This window comes from Marinobacter alexandrii (assembly GCF_005871205.1).
Lineage (GTDB): Bacteria > Pseudomonadota > Gammaproteobacteria > Pseudomonadales > Oleiphilaceae > Marinobacter > Marinobacter alexandrii.
Map to the genome: position 1 here is coordinate 368574 of NZ_SWKM01000011.1, position 18278 is coordinate 386851.

General features: G+C 57.3%; 27 protein-coding genes. All 27 read left to right on the forward strand.

Features of this window, described 5'->3' with window-relative positions; translation table 11 throughout:
• Nucleotides 1-41: 41 nt before the first annotated feature.
• The 27 genes from FCS96_RS02030 to FCS96_RS02160 all read left to right on the forward strand — a co-directional run bounded on the left by FCS96_RS02030 (nt 42) and on the right by FCS96_RS02160 (nt 18194).
• Nucleotides 42-407 (forward strand): RusA family crossover junction endodeoxyribonuclease, encoded by a 366-nt coding sequence (locus tag FCS96_RS02030; RefSeq protein WP_138438571.1) that lies wholly within the window; start codon nt 42-44, stop codon nt 405-407.
• A complete protein-coding gene (locus FCS96_RS02035; RefSeq protein WP_138438572.1) occupies nt 404-607 on the forward strand; it encodes a hypothetical protein in 204 nt (67 codons plus the stop codon). Before FCS96_RS02030 ends, FCS96_RS02035 begins: the two co-directional genes overlap by 4 nt.
• 264 nt (nt 608-871) lie before the next feature.
• Nucleotides 872-1060: a hypothetical protein gene (locus FCS96_RS02040; protein WP_138438573.1), complete on the forward strand. Its 189-nt coding sequence runs from the start codon at nt 872-874 to the stop codon at nt 1058-1060.
• A gap of 1 nt (nt 1061) precedes the next feature.
• Nucleotides 1062-1571, forward strand: coding sequence for a hypothetical protein (locus tag FCS96_RS02045; RefSeq protein WP_138438574.1), 510 nt, complete (start codon nt 1062-1064; stop codon nt 1569-1571).
• Between the two features lie 199 nt (nt 1572-1770).
• Nucleotides 1771-2232 carry a hypothetical protein gene (locus FCS96_RS02050; protein ID WP_171040644.1) on the forward strand — a complete coding sequence of 154 codons (462 nt, stop codon included), beginning with the start codon at nt 1771-1773 and terminating at the stop codon, nt 2230-2232.
• Between the two features lie 9 nt (nt 2233-2241).
• Nucleotides 2242-2529, forward strand: a complete 288-nt coding sequence (locus FCS96_RS02055; protein WP_138438575.1) for a hypothetical protein — start codon at nt 2242-2244, stop codon at nt 2527-2529.
• Between the two features lie 35 nt (nt 2530-2564).
• Complete coding sequence (locus tag FCS96_RS02060) at nt 2565-2990, forward strand: hypothetical protein (protein ID WP_138438576.1); 426 nt, start codon at nt 2565-2567, stop codon at nt 2988-2990.
• Nucleotides 2990-3352, forward strand: coding sequence for a DUF1353 domain-containing protein (locus tag FCS96_RS02065; protein WP_138438577.1), 363 nt, complete (start codon nt 2990-2992; stop codon nt 3350-3352). Before FCS96_RS02060 ends, FCS96_RS02065 begins: the two co-directional genes overlap by 1 nt.
• Nucleotides 3353-3436: 84 nt before the next feature.
• Entirely contained in the window at nt 3437-4552 is a 1116-nt protein-coding gene (locus tag FCS96_RS02070; protein WP_138438578.1) for a hypothetical protein, read from the forward strand.
• The gene (locus tag FCS96_RS02075; protein ID WP_138438579.1) at nt 4552-6687 is read left to right on the forward strand and encodes a hypothetical protein; all 2136 of its coding nucleotides are present in this window, start codon (nt 4552-4554) and stop codon (nt 6685-6687) included. The genes FCS96_RS02070 and FCS96_RS02075 overlap by 1 nt, the downstream gene beginning before the upstream one ends.
• Complete coding sequence (locus FCS96_RS02080) at nt 6684-6986, forward strand: hypothetical protein (protein WP_138438580.1); 303 nt, start codon at nt 6684-6686, stop codon at nt 6984-6986. Before FCS96_RS02075 ends, FCS96_RS02080 begins: the two co-directional genes overlap by 4 nt.
• Nucleotides 6987-7022: 36 nt before the next feature.
• Nucleotides 7023-7367 (forward strand): hypothetical protein, encoded by a 345-nt coding sequence (locus FCS96_RS02085; protein ID WP_138438581.1) that lies wholly within the window; start codon nt 7023-7025, stop codon nt 7365-7367.
• On the forward strand, nt 7336-8985 hold the full coding sequence (locus tag FCS96_RS02090) for a TerL protein (protein WP_138438582.1): 1650 nt from the start codon (nt 7336-7338) through the stop codon (nt 8983-8985). The genes FCS96_RS02085 and FCS96_RS02090 overlap by 32 nt, the downstream gene beginning before the upstream one ends.
• Nucleotides 8982-10292: a DUF1073 domain-containing protein gene (locus tag FCS96_RS02095; protein WP_138438583.1), complete on the forward strand. Its 1311-nt coding sequence runs from the start codon at nt 8982-8984 to the stop codon at nt 10290-10292. Before FCS96_RS02090 ends, FCS96_RS02095 begins: the two co-directional genes overlap by 4 nt.
• A 24-nt stretch (nt 10293-10316) precedes the next feature.
• A complete protein-coding gene (locus FCS96_RS02100) occupies nt 10317-11441 on the forward strand; it encodes a DUF2213 domain-containing protein (protein ID WP_138438584.1) in 1125 nt (374 codons plus the stop codon).
• Between the two features lie 3 nt (nt 11442-11444).
• Entirely contained in the window at nt 11445-12113 is a 669-nt protein-coding gene (locus FCS96_RS02105; RefSeq protein WP_138438585.1) for a head decoration protein, read from the forward strand.
• Between the two features lie 11 nt (nt 12114-12124).
• Entirely contained in the window at nt 12125-13147 is a 1023-nt protein-coding gene (locus FCS96_RS02110) for a major capsid protein (protein ID WP_138438586.1), read from the forward strand.
• A 41-nt stretch (nt 13148-13188) separates the two neighbouring features.
• Nucleotides 13189-13446: a hypothetical protein gene (locus tag FCS96_RS02115; RefSeq protein WP_138438587.1), complete on the forward strand. Its 258-nt coding sequence runs from the start codon at nt 13189-13191 to the stop codon at nt 13444-13446.
• Between the two features lie 3 nt (nt 13447-13449).
• Nucleotides 13450-13926 (forward strand): DnaT-like ssDNA-binding protein, encoded by a 477-nt coding sequence (locus FCS96_RS02120; protein ID WP_138438588.1) that lies wholly within the window; start codon nt 13450-13452, stop codon nt 13924-13926.
• A complete protein-coding gene (locus tag FCS96_RS02125; RefSeq protein WP_138438589.1) occupies nt 13923-14318 on the forward strand; it encodes a hypothetical protein in 396 nt (131 codons plus the stop codon). Before FCS96_RS02120 ends, FCS96_RS02125 begins: the two co-directional genes overlap by 4 nt.
• A complete protein-coding gene (locus FCS96_RS02130; RefSeq protein ID WP_138438590.1) occupies nt 14318-15352 on the forward strand; it encodes a phage minor head protein in 1035 nt (344 codons plus the stop codon). Before FCS96_RS02125 ends, FCS96_RS02130 begins: the two co-directional genes overlap by 1 nt.
• Entirely contained in the window at nt 15352-15765 is a 414-nt protein-coding gene (locus tag FCS96_RS02135; RefSeq protein WP_138438591.1) for a hypothetical protein, read from the forward strand. The genes FCS96_RS02130 and FCS96_RS02135 overlap by 1 nt, the downstream gene beginning before the upstream one ends.
• Nucleotides 15762-16049 (forward strand): hypothetical protein, encoded by a 288-nt coding sequence (locus tag FCS96_RS02140; RefSeq protein ID WP_138438592.1) that lies wholly within the window; start codon nt 15762-15764, stop codon nt 16047-16049. Before FCS96_RS02135 ends, FCS96_RS02140 begins: the two co-directional genes overlap by 4 nt.
• A complete protein-coding gene (locus FCS96_RS02145) occupies nt 16039-16470 on the forward strand; it encodes a phage tail terminator-like protein (protein ID WP_171040645.1) in 432 nt (143 codons plus the stop codon). The genes FCS96_RS02140 and FCS96_RS02145 overlap by 11 nt, the downstream gene beginning before the upstream one ends.
• Before the next feature lie 38 nt (nt 16471-16508).
• Nucleotides 16509-16880 (forward strand): hypothetical protein, encoded by a 372-nt coding sequence (locus tag FCS96_RS02150; protein ID WP_138438594.1) that lies wholly within the window; start codon nt 16509-16511, stop codon nt 16878-16880.
• Nucleotides 16881-17385: 505 nt separating this feature from the next.
• The gene (locus FCS96_RS02155) at nt 17386-17841 is read left to right on the forward strand and encodes a hypothetical protein (RefSeq protein ID WP_138438595.1); all 456 of its coding nucleotides are present in this window, start codon (nt 17386-17388) and stop codon (nt 17839-17841) included.
• Between the two features lie 11 nt (nt 17842-17852).
• Nucleotides 17853-18194 (forward strand): hypothetical protein, encoded by a 342-nt coding sequence (locus FCS96_RS02160; RefSeq protein ID WP_138438596.1) that lies wholly within the window; start codon nt 17853-17855, stop codon nt 18192-18194.
• The last annotated feature ends 84 nt before the right edge of the window (nt 18195-18278 follow it).

The window sequence follows — 18278 nt, forward strand, 5'->3', positions numbered from 1 at the left end:
GTCTATTTCGTAGCGGTCGTGATTGTTCGCGAGGTGGCCGCATGAGATACCCAATCACGCCAGTGCCGAAGCCCCGACAAACCCAGGCTGACCGCTGGAAGAAGCGCCCGCCCGTTCTCAGATACCGCGCCTTTGCTGACGAATGCCGAGCCCGGCGAGTTGCGGTTCCAGAGCAGGGAGCGCACATAACCTTTGTTCTGCCGATGCCGTCCAGTTGGAGTAACAAGAAGCGTGACGCGATGGATGGCCAACCCCACCAGCAAAAGCCGGACAGTGACAACCTTATAAAAGCACTTTTAGACGCAGTTCTACCTGAAGACTGCGCCGTTTGGGATTACCGAGTGACGAAGCTGTGGGGCGAAGAAGGCTCCATCATTATTCAGTCGATGGAGAGGACCACCGCATGACCGATACCCAATCCAGGGACTTGTTCTACTGCCGCTACCGGCCAGAGCCCAAAGACGCCAGTAAGGCTCAGTCTGACCTTCAGATAATGATCGACAACTACCTGGCCCGAGGCTGGGTGATAACTAAGCGCGACCCGCTGACCCTGTACCGGGGCCGGGCGGGCTATCAGTTGCAGAATGGGGTGTTGGTGAGCTTATGAGTAACGTGGTCGATATTAATGCTAACAAGCCGCACTTGCGCGGGCCAGCGATGTGCACAGCCTGCAACCATGAATGGCAGGCGGTTGCAGAGGTGGGGACGACAACGCTTGAGTGTGAGGCTTGTTATCGATGGTTTGGCGTATGGGTGGCGCCGGTGAGCCCGGAGGATCGCTGGGAATGCAACTGCGGAAATCAGTTGTTTTGGCTTACCCCAGAAGGCCCCCAGTGTCGCGGATGCGGGATTATTTCAACGGACTGGATTGATGGATGACGAAGACCACAAGGCCGCCTGCCTGGCTCGCTGGAAAGCACTAGAAGCCGAGGCTCGCGATAAGTGGTCACTGTTCCGCCGCAAGCGGATCAGCAGGAACGAACTGGAAGGCTGGCTAAAGCAACAAAGATCTGGTGACGAGGCGACCATTCGGAAGATGTTTAACAGGATGAGAGGGTAGTATGGCAGAGCAGAATCGGAAATCGGACAGTGAAAGGCGCTGGAGAAACCAGGCCAAGAGTACGGTGGACCTCTACATTGAGGCGATTTACGCAGAGGCGCGCCGCCGCGATATGGCCTACGAGAGTCGTAGTGTCATCGGTATGTCCGTTGATTTCAGGGGGCAGATCCCAAGGGGCTCAGGATTCAGCGGCTTCTGCAAGCTCGGAGCGAAGATTGACCGCATGTCCCGCGACATAATCACCCAAGATCACCTAACCGCCGTGGAGTGGATCGACCGGCTCCCTGAGATATTCCGTGATGCAATAGTGTACGACAGAGCTCTTAGGGGGCGAGAGAAAGTAGTGGCCGTTGATCCAATGCGGCCAGGAAGCCCCGTCACCAAGCTCTGGACTGACGAACTGTGCGCCGAGGATCTGCACTGCACCAAGGATGCATTCAAGCGCCGGGTGAGCGATGGCTATTTTGAGCTGGAGAGAGTTATGGGTCTGAGGGAAAGGCAGGTTGCATGATGCTTGACAGAGAACTCACCAGGAAGTAGGATTCTGATAACTGGTAAAATTTGCCCTTTGGGCAAACGCCCTGCCCTCTAAAAAGCCGCCCGGTTCCGCCGTCGCGGATTTTTTGTTGCCTGATTGAAAATTCCCCCCCCCACCGATGATCCGGTGACACGCCCCGCCAAGTGCGGGGTTTTCTGTTTGTGGAGGTCGCATGAGTATCCATCCCGGCCAGCTTCGTGAGTACATCATTCGTCCGGTCCTGAACCGCATCGGCCTGTACTCCGAAGCCGCCGAAGAACTTCTGATGCTCACGGCGGCCACAGAATCCCTGTGCGGAAAATACATCCACCAGGTGGGTGGGCCCGCGCTAGGCATCTTCCAGATGGAGCCACGCACCCATGACGATATTTGGGACAATTATCTGAGGTTCAAGCCGGACCTTGCGTCCTATGTTAAGCACTACGGACGCCTTTCTCAGCAGCTCCCTGGCAATGTTTACTATGCCTGCGCCATGGCACGGGTTCATTACCTACGCGTACCTACGCGCTTACCCTCAGCGATGGACGTTGACGGCTTGGCACAGTATTGGAAAGCGCACTACAACACGCATTTGGGGGCCGGGAAGCCGGATGAAGCTGTGGAGAATTACCAGCGATACGCCATCGCTGACTGAAGGACTCCTATGACCAAAGACACCGCAACAGCCTGGGAGCGCCACGGACAAACCATTATAGCGGCCTTAATACTCGCCGCCATCATATGGGTTGGCAAGGGCATAACTGATCTGACGGGCACGATGGGCGTCGTCCTGAACCGCATTCAGAACATCGAGAACACCATCTCCGCTATGGACGAGCGCTTTGACAAGTATCAGACCAAGCGCGAAGCCGAGAACGCCAAGGAAACCCAGTTACTGCGTGACAAGATGATCCATGCGCGAATCGATGCACTGGAGCGTAAGAGCCGCTGACAATAGCCGCCCGAACCCAAGCCCTGGAGGCCCCCATGTTCAAATTGATTACTGCCGTCGTCCTGATGGTGGCACTGTCCGGCTGCGCCGTTCTTGAGAAGGTCGAGGAAAGCCCAATGACTGCCCAGTTGGTAACCAGCCAACTAACCCTTCGGTTCATTGCAGCCGATGATGAGCCTGTCGAGCGTGCAGCACGCATGCGGAGGGAGGTTGCCAAGTTGCAGGCAATTGTGGATGGCGGGCCTGAATTCACGCTGGCTGAATTTCAGGATATGGCCCTGCGGGAATTCGATTTCGAGTCGCTGTCACTGGCTGAGCAGGATCTGGTTATCTATGGCCTGAACCTGGCGCGGAAGGTGATCGCGGATCTGATCGGTGAGGGCGTGGTTGGGGCTGACGAGCGGTACACGCTGTCCACTGTGTTGACCTGGGTTGATCAGGCGGCCGCCAGGGTTCGCTAATGCCTTTCTCAGACAATATGTTCAGCCGGCTGACTCACACGCTCACCCGGACCGGTCAATGGCGTTTGACGCTGCCCCTGATGTATTACCACCACAGCGGAACCATTGTGGTTCCCTCCGGCTTTGAGACCGATCTGGATAGTGTGCCCCGAATACCTATCGTCTATGCCGCATTCAAGGGCAGGGCGGTGAAGTCTGCGGTTGTCCACGATTACCTGTATGAATCCCAGCGCGGCAAGGCCTTTGCAGACCGAACCTTTCTCGATGCTATGGAGCATGAAGGCGTCCCGCCCCGCTGGCGCTATCCGATCTACTGGGCCGTTGCGATGTTTGGCGGCCGAATCTATTCCAGAAAGCGCTAACGCGAGCGAGCTACAGACCATGCTGCGGATCTGCAACGCCGACAAAACCGAGCTGCGCAACTGGCGCGATGAGGGCGGTGAGTAATGGCTATTACAATCCCCGCAGGTCGGGTTTTGCCCATTCAAGCTAAGGCCGGAGGCGGGTTTCAGTCCGTGGGGTTGGGAGGCTGGCTTGAGGGCCAACCGCCAACTATTAGCTCTATTTCCGGAACGTTCACGGCTGGGCAAGTTGCAACAATCAGTGTCGGCAACCTGAGCACCAAACGAAACGGCCAACTGGCGTTCATCAATTTTGAGGCCGAAACGGCCGGACAGGTAGTGACGTCTATCCAGCACGCAAACCTGGATCCGGGGTTTCAGAAATATGAGTGCGAAACCGCAGGAAGTCTTTTTGGTTCGAAATACGCTCGCTGCCACGCCATCCAGACGCGCCCCGATCAAGCGGGAATCGTGTTCGACCAACCGTACCGAGAAATATTTTTTGAGGGCTGGACCCGCTATCAGGTTCCTGACTTCGTTGCGGTGGGTGATGCACAGATCAAGTTTTGGCGACTAGTCCCCTACAGCACGATTGGCGCAGACGCACAAGGCGAACTTCCGCGCCTAACGTGGACACGAGAGGACGGAAACGGTTTTCTTTTGAATGTCGATCCTGGGCCATCGGGGCAGGCTGCGTGGTATGGCAGTACGCCGTTAACAAATGTATGGGAGCCGTGGTCAGGCTTCATGAAAATGGGCGACCTCAACACCGCAAACGGAAAAATCTACGCCAAGGTTGGAGCAGAGGACAGCTTTACGTTTTCTGGATTTCCTGGCGGTCATGCCGCAAGCCCGGATGGCAGCATTGCGTCGTCCGAATGGGATGGCAACGAATACCAGATTGATGATGGACTCCTACAAGGCGAGATTCACCGGCTTCTGGTTCCCTACTACACTCGGTCCGACCAAGAAACAATCCTGGATATTGACCGCATTTTTGCAAACGACTCACCTGAGCGCGTTGTGGTCGGTGACGCCAGCACGTTCACGGCGTGCACTCCGGGCAAGAGATTTATCCTAAAGCAAAACGGCAGATCAGGCGGGCAGATCGAGGTAGATATTGACTCGCTGGGTCCGCTGGCAACAGGACCCGTCTACGCGTATGTAGTGAACAGTGACGGCCTTTATAACACCGAAGGCTATCTCTGGAGGGCGTCATAGTGGCTCAGTTTTTCAACGACACGTTCGTAGAAGCTGGCGGCGTTGATATCGACCTTCAGAATCACGTCAGCGACAGCGGCCACAGCTGGATTGCCTCTGCCTCAACGGTGATCGATCCAGCCGGCGACTACGTTTACGGAACGGCCGCTGGCAACGCGCGCCTATTCCCGAGAGTCAGCATAACGCCACCGTCTGCGGATTACTCTGCGCAGATGGACGTCACTGTCACTGACACTGCGGACTTCACGATCACCGGCCCTATGCTCAGGATGCAGGGGGTTAGCAATGACAGCGGCTATGCGTTTGCCGTGGACCCCAATGGCCAGACAGTTGCGCTGTATCGATATGACGCTGGGTCAGAAGTGCTAATCGGGACACCTTTTGCCGTAGACCTATCAGTTCTACCGGTAACGATAACGCTTAAAGTCGAAGCGAGCGGCACGTCCCTGAAGGGGTTTCTGGACGGCATTGAGCGCGACGCAGTGACTGACGCAAACTATACGGCGGCAGGCACTATCGGCTTTATTCGCCGGATGAACACGAATTACGCGCACTACACAATCGATAATTATTCGGCCGATACGCTCGGTGCAGACACCACCGCCCCGACGTTCACCAGCGCCCCGGCAGTCACTGCAACCACATCATCAGGGCACACCATATCCGCCACTCTGGATGAGCCGGGAACGCTGTACGGTGTTCGTCTTGCCAATGGCGCAGCAGCCCCAAGCTCTGCCCAAGTTAAGGCGGGCCAGGACTCGACAGGCGCGGCTGCCCCGGAGGCAAAATCAGCGGCAGCAGCCAATTCAGCGGACCTTGTGTTCTCCACGGGCGCCGCATCAACTGCCTATGACTACTACATCGTAGCCGAGGACGACGAGACCACTCCGAACCTTCAGGCTTCACCTACGCTGGTTAATGCAACGACTGCCGTTGCCGGCCCTTCGATAACCACCAGTCCCGCCACAGCGTTTCCGGGGCAGTCTCGCACCGTTACAGGCTCTGGCTTTGGTGCGACTCAGGGTACGGGCGGCGTAACCATTGACGGCGTAACGCAGACCATCACTGCTTGGTCAGACACCAGCATCAGCTTCACGACTGTACTGGGGAACAACAGCTACGGCACCGGGAAGACCCTGCAGGTAACAGAGGGTGGCGGCGGAACGGCCACTGCGACGATTGAGCTTGTGGCTGACACGGCGGCCGGCTTTGGGGTTGTCACCATGAGCAGCCCCAACACCACCGACCAATCCAGCGTTGCGTACCAAACAACTGCGGTGGTTGCGACCGGTGACCAGTTCGAGTGGGAAGACATCAACGCCCTCGGTGGTCTGGTAGTCGACGCTCAGGGCTTCGTTACGGTCAACACAGAGGGATCGTTCAGAGGCCGGTTCTGGGATGCCACGGACTCGACCTGGGGCGCGGTTGAAACGTTCAGTACCTCGGACATTACTGCTCCGGTCACAACCAGCGTGGGCGTACCCACGGCCGGCACGAAGATTATCGGCCAGTCTCTGGACTTCACCGGGAATTGGTCTGAGGTCGTAAATATTGGCGGCACTCCGGCTATCAATTTCACGATAGGCGGCCAAGCGCGTCAGGCGAATTACGCTTCCGGGTCTGGTACAGCGGCCACCGTATTCAGCTACCCGATTCAGGAAGGCGACTCAGGCGGCATCAGTGTCACCAGCCTCACCCTGGATGGCGGAACAATCCGAGATGCTGCGCTCAACGATGCAGACCTGACCCTCAATGCCGTTGGCGACACCTCCGGCATTACGGTAGACGGCATCCGCCCGGTAGTTTCAGTCAACTCCCTGACCACCACAGACACGGACCCGATCATAACGGGCAGCTCTGGCGATGCGGCTAGTCTCACTCTGGTTGTGACCGGCATAGGCACCTACAACCCTGCCCCCTCCGGTGGGTCATGGAGCCAGCAACTCCCCATCTCCGCACTCGGTGACTACCCGATGACCCTGAACGGCACAGACGCCAACGGGAATGCGGCGGTTGAGGCTGCGGGGGCGCTGAGCATTGTTGAAGAAATCGTTAAGGCAAACGTCCGCATTGGGTTTAAGCGCCCCGTAAAGCGCCCGATCAAAGGCAGCATTAGAGAGGCAATCAAGTCATGAGCAATATGAAGCTGGTTAACCTGACAGCAGACGGCACGGTATCGCTCGGCAATTCCGCTGAGGACGTGAACACCCGTGGCGGAACAGGGTCTCTGATGATCATGCCCACAGGAACATTCGGCAGCGGAACGTTGGTTGTGCAGAAGTACAGCGAGGCCAGATCCGCTTTCGTAACGGTGGCCACCTATACCGCCCCGTTGGTCGATGCCGAGGAAGTCAAGTTGGGCCTGGGTGACACCCAGTTGGTTCTGTCTGGTGCTACCAGCCCGAACATCGATGTTGATTATTGGTGGATGTGAATCCCAAGCATATTTCTAAAGTAGGAGCAAGTAGAAATGCCTGCCGAAACAAAACGCGGTAGGCCGTCAGGAACCCGTAAAACTGGCGGCCGCAAGAAGGGCACGCCAAACAAGGTGACTGCCGAGATTAAACAGATTGCTCAGAGCTACGGTGAGGAAGCAATCGCCTCTTTGGTCGAAATCATGAGGGGTGGCGAATATCCGCCTGCAGCCCGTGTCTCAGCCTCCAAAGAGATCCTTGACCGAGCGTACGGAAAGGCCCCGCAAGCGCTGGAGCTCTCAGGGCAAGGCGGCGGACCCATCCAAACCGTTACCAAGAACATGACCCCACAGGAAGCTGCCGACGCGTATGCCAGCACCCTCGAAAGCGACAAGGGATAGCTGGCCGCCTGACTACACCGCAGTATTCGCCGAGAGACAAAAGCGGCTCCTGAGTATAAGGTCCAAGCCGGTGCTGCTCTATGGCGCAAAGGAATACTACCGGACCCGCCCGGCAGAGTTCATAGAGCACTGGGTGTCGACGTACGACCCGCGAAACATTGGCACTGAGATTCCGGCCACCATGCCGTTCATCTTATTTGAGCGGCAACAGGACTTGGCGAGCTTTCTCTTAGCGATGATGCAAGGGCAGGAGAACGGCTTAATTGAGAAGTCGCGCGACATGGGCGCCTCGTGGGTCTGTTGCGGATTCTCTGTCTGGCTCTGGCTGTTCTGGCCGGGGTCCGCCGTTGGCTGGGGCTCCAGAAAAGAGCAGTTAGTTGACCGAATCGGTGACCCGGATTCTATTTTTGAGAAGATGCGCCTGATTATCGGCGGGCTTCCCCGGGAGTTTTTGCCTGCCGGGCTGTCTCCTAAAGAGCACATGACTTTCATGCGGTTTGTGAACCCTGAGAACGGGGCCACGATAACTGGTGAGGCGGGTGACAATATCGGGCGAGGTGGTCGCAAGCTCATCTACTTCAAGGACGAGGCTGCGCACTTTGAGCGGCCAGAGAAGATTGAAGCGGCACTTGCCGACAACACCAACGTCCAGATCGACATATCCAGCGTCAACGGCACCGGCAACGTGTTCCATCGTCGTCGGGAGTCGGGCGAGGAATGGAATGGCGGCACAGCCCATAAGGGCGTGACCAACGTTTTCATCATGGACTGGCGCGACCACCCAGCCAAAGATCAGGCCTGGTACGACGCCAGGCGCAAGAAAGCTGAAGCGGACGGCCTTCTCCACGTATTTGCCCAGGAAGTGGACCGAAACTACGCGGCATCTGTCGAGGGCGTGATTATCCCGCCTGAATGGGTTGAAGTTGCGGTTGACGCTCACATTAAGCTGGGCATCGATGACTCCGGCGGCTACTGCGGAGCGTTAGACGTGGCCGACGGTGGCGGTGACAAGAACGCATACGCCGCCCGAAAAGGCATCATTCTCACGAGCGTTGCTGAGTGGGGCGAGAGGGACACCGGTCTCACCGCTCGAAGGGCCATAGATCACGCCAGTGGTTGCGGCCCGATAGAGGTTCAATACGACTGCATCGGTGTGGGCTCTGGCGTTAAAGCGGAAACCAATCGACTCAATGATGAAGGCCTGATGCCGAAGGGCATACGGTTTGTACCTTGGGATGCCGGAGCTGCTGTTCTAGACCCGGACAAGCACATTGACCCACAGGATCGAGACACACCCCTCAACAAAGACTTCTACGCCAATTTGAAGGCTCAGGGCTGGTGGCAGCTACGCCGCCGCTTTGAGAAGACTTGGCGGGCGGTTACTGAGGGCGTCCATTACGACCACGACGAACTAATCAGCATTCCGTCCAGCCTCCCATTGCTGCGGACGATTCAGAAAGAGCTGTCACAACCAACTGCTGGGAAGAGCGCACGCATGAAACTGATCGTCAACAAGACGCCAGAAGGCACGCGATCACCGAACGTTGGTGACGTGATAATGATGTGCTACTGGCCGGTGCCGTCTGCGGGTTACGACATGATGGCGGTGTACTCATGAGCAACTGGTTTGCAGACGTATCCCGAGGGCTGATCAACAAGCTGTCTGGCCTTGGCGGCGATAGCGACAAGGGCGCTCAGGGTACGTGGAGCTTTCAGCCTCTGGATCGCCAGCAGGTTGAGGCCGCCTATCGATCTAACTGGATGTGCCGCAAAGCCGTGGATATCCCGGCGTTCGACATGATGCGCGAGGGTTGGGCCTGGCAGTGCGACAAAGAGCAGATTGCAGCCATCGAGGCGGAAGAAAAGCGCCTAAAGGTGCTCAGCAGCGTGTTCACAGCCCTTAAACAGGCTCGGCTGTACGGCGGCGCCGCGATCACGATTAGCGATGGTGGAGAGGATCACAGCCAGCCTCTCGACCCTAGACGGGTTGGTCGGGGCGGCATCGCCTTCCTGAAAGTCATGGACCGATACCACCTGACCAGCGGCATTCTCGACTATGACCCCATGTCGCCAACGTACATGGAGCCGACTTATTACGACCTGGTGGGCGCTGCTGGTGGCTCAGTTCGCATTCACCCTTCCCGTGTTATCCGGTTCATCGGCGCGGATCTCCCCACAGACTGGGAAGTCCTGGTTGACCGGTGGGGTGACAGCATCCTGGACGCCATCGAGATTGCCATTCGGGACGCTACGGCAGGCCAGCAGGGTATTGCTGCGCTGGTGCAGGAAGCCAAGATTGACGTGTACCAGATCGAGGGCTTCATGGAGGGCATGAAGTCAGAGGCTTATAAAACCGCCGTATACGACCGTTTTGCGCTAGTTCAGAGAATGAAGTCCAACGTGAACGCGCTTGTATTGGATAAGCAGGACGATTACCAGCAAAAGACCATCAACTTCTCTCAACTGCCGGACGTGCAGCGCCTTCAGCTTCAGATCGTATCCGGCGCCGCAGACATCCCGGCTACGAGATTCCTAAGCCAGAGCCCGACTGGACTGCAATCCACTGGTGACGGCGAACTCAAGAACTACTACGACCGCATCGGGGCAGAGCAGGAACTGACGCTGCGCGACCCGCTGGAAAAGCTTCTCAACCTGGTTGTCCGCTCAGCCCTTGGCGAGTACCCGGACGAGTGCTGGTTCAAATTCCGCCCGCTGTGGCAGATGAGCGAGAAAGAGCAGGCAGAGGTGTTCAAGGCTCGTGCTGATGCCGCTCGCACCATTGCAGGAAAAGGCACGGGTGACGCTCCGCTGATCCCGATTGAGGCGCTATCTGACAGCCTGGTCAACGCACTGATCGAGTCTGGTGACCTGCCAGGTCTTGAGGCCGCCATTCTGGAATACGGCCAACTCCGCAACAAAGAATAACCCGACCCCATCGAGGAATAAGCCATGAAGTTTACCGACAGCACAGAGCTGTCAGGGGTGAATATCACCCGTGATGGCTATCTGGCGGGCTCAGTCCGTTGTGCGCGCACAGGCATTCAGGTCTATGCCGGCTCAGAGGTTGGCAAGCCTGATATGGAGACCGTGAGCGTGTATCGCGGAGAAGATCAGGTGTTCGCCAAAGACAGCATGGCCTCATTCGTGGGCAAGCCGGTGACCATCAATCATCCGCCGGTCCCGGTCGATGCCGGTAACTGGAAAGATTATGCAGCCGGCCAGCTTGGCGAGGAAGTGGCGAGAGACGGCGAGAGTATCCGCGTCAGCCTGGCCCTTATGGACGCCTCAGCCATTAAGCAGGTACAGGACGGCAAGCGCGAACTGTCCGTTGGTTATCGCGCAAATCTCGTGTGGGGCGATGGTGTCGCTCCGGACGGAACACCTTATCAGGCACGACAGGAAGGCATCATCGTTGACCATTTGGCCGTCGTTGACGCCGCCCGTGCCGGCAAAGAATTCCGCATCGGAGACGGTGCGAATAACTGGGGCGCTCGCCCTACAACAACCCAAGCAGACGGAAGGAAGAATCAGATGACTGATAATCTTCGTACTGTGGTCGTTGACGGCTTGTCGGTAAGTACCACCGACCAGGGCGCTCAGGCCATTGAGAAATTGCAGAACGACGTGAAAGCCGCGCAAACCGCTGTGGCCGACGCGAAATCCGAATCCACCAAGGCTGTTGAGGCCAAAGACGCCGAGATCGCTAAGAAACAGGCCGAAATCGACGACCTGAAAAGCAAGGTTCTGGACGATGCCGCGCTGGATAAGCGTGTGCAGGAGCGTGCCGACCTCGTTGGCAAGGCCAAGACCATTGCCAAAGACCTCAAAACAACCGGTGTTAGTGATGCTGATATCCGCAAGGCCGCAGTGGTCGCCAAGTTGGGCGATGAGGCGGTGAAGGATAAGCCGCAAGCGTACATCGACGCCCGCTTTGACATCCTGGTTGAGGATTCCGCCTCCAACCCCAACGACCCGCTGCGCACCATCACCAGCGTTAAACCTAATGACGGCGCGAGCGCGTGGGGAGACTCCGCGTTCAAGTCTGCCGGTGTCGCCATGAAGAAGGAGGCGTAAGCGATGGATATCCAAGTCAAAGGCCAAGAAAGCGCCGAGTACCTCATCAGCGAAGCAAACGGCTACCGATCCAGAGAGGCGGTTACCGTGACCGTACCGGCAAGCACTACGCTCGCGGCCGGAACCATCCTCGGCAAAATCACCACTGGTGGGGCAACCGTGGTGGCCGATGCTGGCAACACGGGCGGCGGCTCGCTCACTCTTGATGCGACTACGCCGGTTTTGGCAGGCGCGCAAGTTGGCGACTACACAGCTACCTGCATTGTGGCAGCCGCTGCCGGCGGCACGTTCCGGGTTGAGAATCCTGACGGGGTTGTAATGGGGGATGTTGATGTAGGCGTCGCGTTTGCGGACAAGATCGCCTTCACCATTAACGATGGCACTCCAGATTTCGCAGTTGGCGACCTGTTCACAGTGACGGTAGCTGCCGGCAGCGGAAAGTTTGTGCGCCATTCCGCAGATGCCATTGATGGCTCCCAAAACGAGGCTGCCATTTTGTACGAGACCCTGGCTAACACCACCGTAGCGGCAGTGGACAACACCGTCACCGCCACCGTCCGGGACTCTGAGGTTAGTGGCGAGGAACTGACCTATGAGGTCGGCGCTGACGCTGCCCAAATCACCGCATCCGATGCAGCCCTGAAGGCTCTCGGCATCATTGTACGTCGATAAGGAGACCTGACATGGCTTCAATGGACATTTTCAACAATTCGGCCTTCAGCATGGTCTCCCTGACCGGCGCGGTCAACAAGCTTGACTACCAGCCCCAGTTGCTGGGCGAGTTGGGCATCTTCGAGCCCATGCCAGTGCGCACCCGGACAGTGTTTGTGGATCGCCGCGATGGCGCCCTGACCCTGATCCCTACCAGCGCCACTGGCGAGGCGCCTTCCGAGTTGAAAGGCGACGACCGTGATGCGGTTCCGCTGAAAACTACTCGCCTAGCTAAAGGCTTTACGCTTTACGCTGAGGAAGTGCAAGGCGTTCGCGCATTCGGTTCGGAGACTGAGCTTGAGCAGGTGCAGGGCGAATATCTGCGCCGTCTGGCACGGGTTCGCGGCGACATGGAGTTGACCCACGAGTACCACCGTCTCGGCGCCCTTCAGGGCAAGCTGCTGGACTCGGATGGCACCAGTGTTGTCTACGACTACTTTGACCGGTTCGGTGTGGTTGAGCCCGCAGCAATTAACTTTGCGCTGACCACCAGCACCACGGACGTGCACGGCAAGTGCAAAGAGATTTCCCGGGGCATGGCTCGCTCATCACGAGGCGCCTTCACTCCGGCAACGCAGATTCACGCGCTCGCTGGTGACCTCTTCTACGACTTGCTTACCACACACCCCAATGTGGAAAAGTTCTACCTGAACCAACAGGCTGCGAGAGATCTCCAGGCAGCTCAAGGTCAAGTGTTCGAAAGCTTCCGTATCGGCGGCATCACCTTCCACAACTACCGTGGCACGGACGACAACAGCACGGTGGCTGTCGCAACCAACGAGGCAAAGTTCTTCCCGGTTAACGCGCCTGGCGTGTTCAAGAAGGCGATGGCTCCGGCTGAGTTTGGCCCCTACGTCAACACCCTTGGCGTGGACACCTATGCCATGAACATTCCGGATCGTGACCGTCAGGCATGGACTCGCGGCGAGATTTATTCGTACCCGCTGTACCTGTGCCAGCGTCCGGAAGTTCTGCGTAGCGGCGTTTCCAGCTAACTGATCGGGGCTTCGGCCCCGTTACCTTTAAGGAGGTAGCAATGCCAAGTTACAAGGTTGAAAACAACTCTGGCCGGGACAAGGCCATCAAGGTCTATGGTGGGCTGGAAGTGGTCAAGCGCGGCAAAAGCCGAACCCTTGATAATGCTTCTGAGCTAACCGAGGGCCAGATTGCGGACTTTGCGTCTCAGGGCGTAAAGATCACCGCAGCCAGCAAGGCAAAGCCAGCCGGCAAAGCGGCCAGCAAGGCAAAGGATGACAGCGAGTCCAAGTCATCAGATGCTGAGAGCAAGGAGTAAACCATGCCAGGTTACGGAACTGACACAGGCTTTGCGGATTACGCAACCGCTAACGGGTACACTGTGCCCGCCGGTACGGTCGCGGCTGCGCGTCTGCGTGGCTCCGTTTACCTGGATGGACACTATTACCGCCGCTGGCCGGGGCAACCGACTGACGGCATTGATCAGGAGCGGTCATGGCCCCGAAAAGGTGCGGTAGACCGTTACGGCAACACTATACCTGATAGCACCATTCCACAGCGAGTTATTGACGCATCCTACGAGGCGGCGTTGCTGGAACTGAAAGCCCCCGGCTTTTTCTCCAAGACGTTCACGGAGGCTGAGCGCAAGGTTTTGACCCAGGTGCAAAACATCCGATGGACCGTAACCGGCGAAAGCAAGGGTGATCGCGCAAACTCGCCAACGTCCACCGTGATTGACAACCTGCTGGCACCGATTCTTGTGCCCGCCGACCTTCCTGCGGCGTTGATCGTGTCATGAGTGAAGACTGGGCAGCGATTGCTGCGGAAGTGGCTGACGCTATCCGCTCCGTTGGCAGCACGGACGACGGCTACCCGGCTGCGATTCGCCGGGAAGTTGTGACGGGCGGATCATCGTTTAACCCGACCACTACTCCAACGTACACCACCGTTCACTGCATTGAGCGCAACGAGCGTGTCCGATCTGCCGATGGCAGCTACGTGGACATGAGCCGACGGACCCTAACCGTTACTGCGGAGCCAGACTTCGAGCCCACAAAATCGGATACCGTGGCCGTTGGCATAACCGAAGAAGAGGCGGATGAAACAAGCGATTGGCGTGTTATTACTGAGGTTCGCCCACTGTCTCCGGCAGGCACCGCCGTACTGTATGAGCTGGACCTGTCCGCCTAATGGACGACTTCAACCTATCCGACATAGCTGAAGGCCAAGAGAGGGCGTTTAGCGAGGCTTTTTCGGAGGCGATAAGCAACATTAAGGAAGGCGCCCGGATTAAGGAGATTATTGAGCGGATAGACGCAGGCGACGTGGAGGGCGTTCTATTGGCGCTTGGCCTGTCAGAGGCGTCGTTCGGATTGGTCGAGGGCGAGATCCAATCAGCTTACCGAAAGGGCGGCCACACCGGAGCAAAGCAGGTTGGCAGAATTCCTGGGCAGGACGGAGCCATTACGTTTGTTCTGTCATTCAACGTCGGCCACCCCAGAGCCGAACAGTGGCTGCGCGAAAATTCCTCCCGCCTGATTACCGAGGTCACCACCGATCAAAAAACAATGGTGCGAGAACGTTTGAGCGCGGGCGTATCGGCCGGCAGAAATCCGAGGCAGTCGGCACTTGATCTTGTCGGCAGGGTTAACAGGGTGACCGGTAGGCGTGAAGGTGGATTCATCGGCATGACAAGCCGTCAGGCAGAGTGGACCGCCAACGCTCGCGCCGAGATTGAATCGCTGGACGAGTCCTATCTCGACCGCCAGTTAAGGGATCGCCGCTTTGATCGGCTATTCCGCAGGTCTGTGCGCACTGGCGAGCCGATCAAGAAAGAGCAGATTGATCGCATGATTGTGGCCTTGCAGCGAAGAACCCTAAAATACCGGGGCGATACGATAGCCCGCAACGAATCCATCAACGCACTTAGGGCTGGACAGCATGAGGCGCTGGTGCAGGCGTTGGAGGCTGGGTCAGTGCCGGAGTCTGATATCAGCAGGGCCTGGGACGCCACGGGTGACAGCAGAACCCGGCAAACCCACATGCAGGCAGAGGGCCAGAGAGTTGTAGGCAATCAACCGTTCATGGTTGGCGGATACCCGATGCGCTATCCAGGCGATAGCTCGATGGGCGCCCCGGCAAGAGAAACCCTTCTATGCCGGTGCATTGAGCGCACAGAGATAGATTTCGGGGCGCGGGTGGCGCGGATTGAGGGGTTTGGCTAATGGCAAAAGTGACCGTCGGGCAGTGGGTCGCCAAGTCCCTGGATCGGCTGGACGCTGTTTGGCGTCAGTCTGCGCAGGACGTTGCCATTGAGGTGCAAACGCCTCAGTCAAAGGGCGGGCGACTGCCGGTTGACACCAGCTTCTTGCGCAACAGTTTCGCGGCAGCCAATGGCACGGTACCGACAGCGCCAAGCGTTAAGCCAGAGAGTTTCACACGCAAGGATTACAACTTCAGCCCGGTTGCCGTCGTTCTGACCCAGGCCAAGATGGGCGATACCGTCGTGTTCGGCTGGGGCGCCACTTATGCCATCGACATGGAGGCAAGGTACTCCTTTGTTCGCCACGGCGTTCAGCGCTGGGATCAGATAGTCAGCAAAGCGGCCAGAAAGGTTAAGGCGAGGGTGACAGGATGACGATCAAAATTGTTTTGCCGGAGCATGAAGACGTAAAGGTAGGGCACGGAACTCGAGTCTTCACATCTTGCGGGAGTGAAATTGAGAACATAACCCGCATTGAGGTGGATATCCTTCCGGGCAGCATTGTTGAGGCGAGGCTTACAGTCGCCGTCGAGTCGGTTGAAAACTTTGAAGGCATTGAGGGTGTTGTCGTTCTTGATTCGCTGTTTGAAAAGCTGAAAGACTGGAAGCGTCAGGAGGTCATGAACCGTATTCGCCGGGGCAATCACGGTGCCAACTAACAACGAAATCGCCACAGCTCTGTTCAACACGCTGAGCAATGCAGCCCTTGGCTATGCCATTTCATGGCCAGGCCTTAGAGGCGAAGACGCAGCGGGCAACAACCTGGAATCGTTTCAGGCGCCGACAGCTCCCGATTCAGTCTGGCTGGAAGTCATGTTCATGCCGAACCAGGGCATCGATAACGGGCTGTCTCCTAACGACGGCGTGGTGCCGCAGGGTATTTATCAGGTGTCGGTCATGGGCAGACCAGCAGCAGGACCGTTCAAGCTCAACGATGTAGCGGATCAGGTAAAGGCGCTGTACCCAAAGAATGCCACCATATCCGGCCTAGTCCGCGTCCAACGCCATCCTTACAGTGTCGAATTACAGCCTTCCGATGACCGCATGATGGTTATGGTGACCATTCCCTACACCGGATAATCTGCTACTCTCGATCTTAACGGATGGAGGGATGGCTAATGTTCGGGGAATTCAAGGTTCACGCGGGCGATTTCGATACCGCCCGGAAGGCGAGATTTGTTTCTGACAGCTTCTCGATGCCGAAGATCAACAAGTTCACCGGCGCCGATATGTATCTTCCGGAGCAGGTCAAGACGCTGGAAATGGCCAGCGAGGAATCGGTTAAGCGAATTGGCGGCACTGCGGGCTGGGGCTTGGTTGGTGTAACTCTGTTTGGCGGTATCGGCTTGCTGGCCGGACTGCTTGCAGGCGGTCGCGGCAAGGACGTGACGTTTGTTATAGTGTTCGAGGACGGCAAGAAAGCGCTTTGCACTGCAGACAGCAAGATGTATACGAAGATGCAGGCGGCGCTTATGAAGGGGTCGTTTTGATGCACAAGCTTAAATAGGTAGGGTGGTCATGGACATAAAGCCATGCAAATGCGGATGCGATGACCTTATAGTCTGGCGCTCGCTAAGTCGTGCTCCGGAAGAGACAATCACAGAGCTTGAAAAGATAGAGTGCCCCGAATGCGGCAACGTCGTGTGGGGCTCAGATGAAGAGTGCATCGATGACTGGAACAACGAGCGCTATGACGATGCTTAAATCTCAGCAGGATTCGACGCCAAGAGATCATTACCTTCATGGCTCGGCGCAGAACCCGAAAATGAAAGTGATCGTTGACGGTGAGGAGCGTTTTCGCCCTATTGCTGGATACTCTGGGCCAAACCTTCCGCACCCGAAACTCGCAGACGGTGAAGAATACTACCGAACAATCAGCGACCCTGTGCCGACGATAATCCGAACAAGTTAGCAACCCACAGAATCAATCAAGCCCGCCACTGAGCGGGTTTTTTTGTGCCCGAAGAAAACCCACGTTGAATATGGAGGCCCACCATGGCCAAGACTACCAGCACCGGCACCCGGCTCTATGTCGTGGCCGCCGATCCCGCAACTTTTGACGAAGCCGGTTATGCGGCGCTCTCCTACACCGAAGTGGGCGAAGTCATCGATCTACCTGAATACGGCCCGAACGTCCAAGTGGTTGAATCCAACCCTCTGGCGACCGGCATCACTGAAAAGTTCAAGGGCTTCATTAACTACGGCTCCCAGTCGATGGGTTTGGAGTTTGACTCTGCCGACGCGGGCCAACAGATCCTGGCGGCTGGTGTTGAGGGGGCCACCAAGAACCAGCAGCACGCCGTTAAGGTCCTGTTTCAGGATGGTTCTGTGGATTACTACAGCTGCCGCATCTTCTCATACACCAAGGCCCCAGGCTCCGCAAACAGCATGGTTGGGTCAACGGTTCAGGTTGAGATCAACACCCCCATCGTGCGCGTAGCAGCGCCATAAGGAGATAGACCATGGCTACGATTGTAAGCACTTCTCTGCAGGGCTCAGGGTCTCGCGTGGTTTCAGAAACTGTGCTGGGCGCTTCTGACACTTTCACCTTTAATGATGGCGACGTTTTGCTGATCTTGAACGATACGGCGGGCGCGATCACGCCCAATGTCGTCGGGGATGAGGCAACGAGTGTCGGCGTCCCGGGAATTGGCAGCGTGGACGTCTCTGCCGGCTACACCTTCCCGTCAATTTCCATTGGTGCTGAGGTCGCAGTCCCTCTGTCCAGCATCAGCAAATACCTCAAGGGCACGATAAGCCTGACCGGTGCTGACGGCGCGACAGCAAAGCTGCTTACTGTATAACCCGTTCGGCGGGATAGGGAATCCGAAGAGCGGTCTCATCCACCGCCTGCCCGCCTGTTTTATGGATGGTCACAATATCGCGAG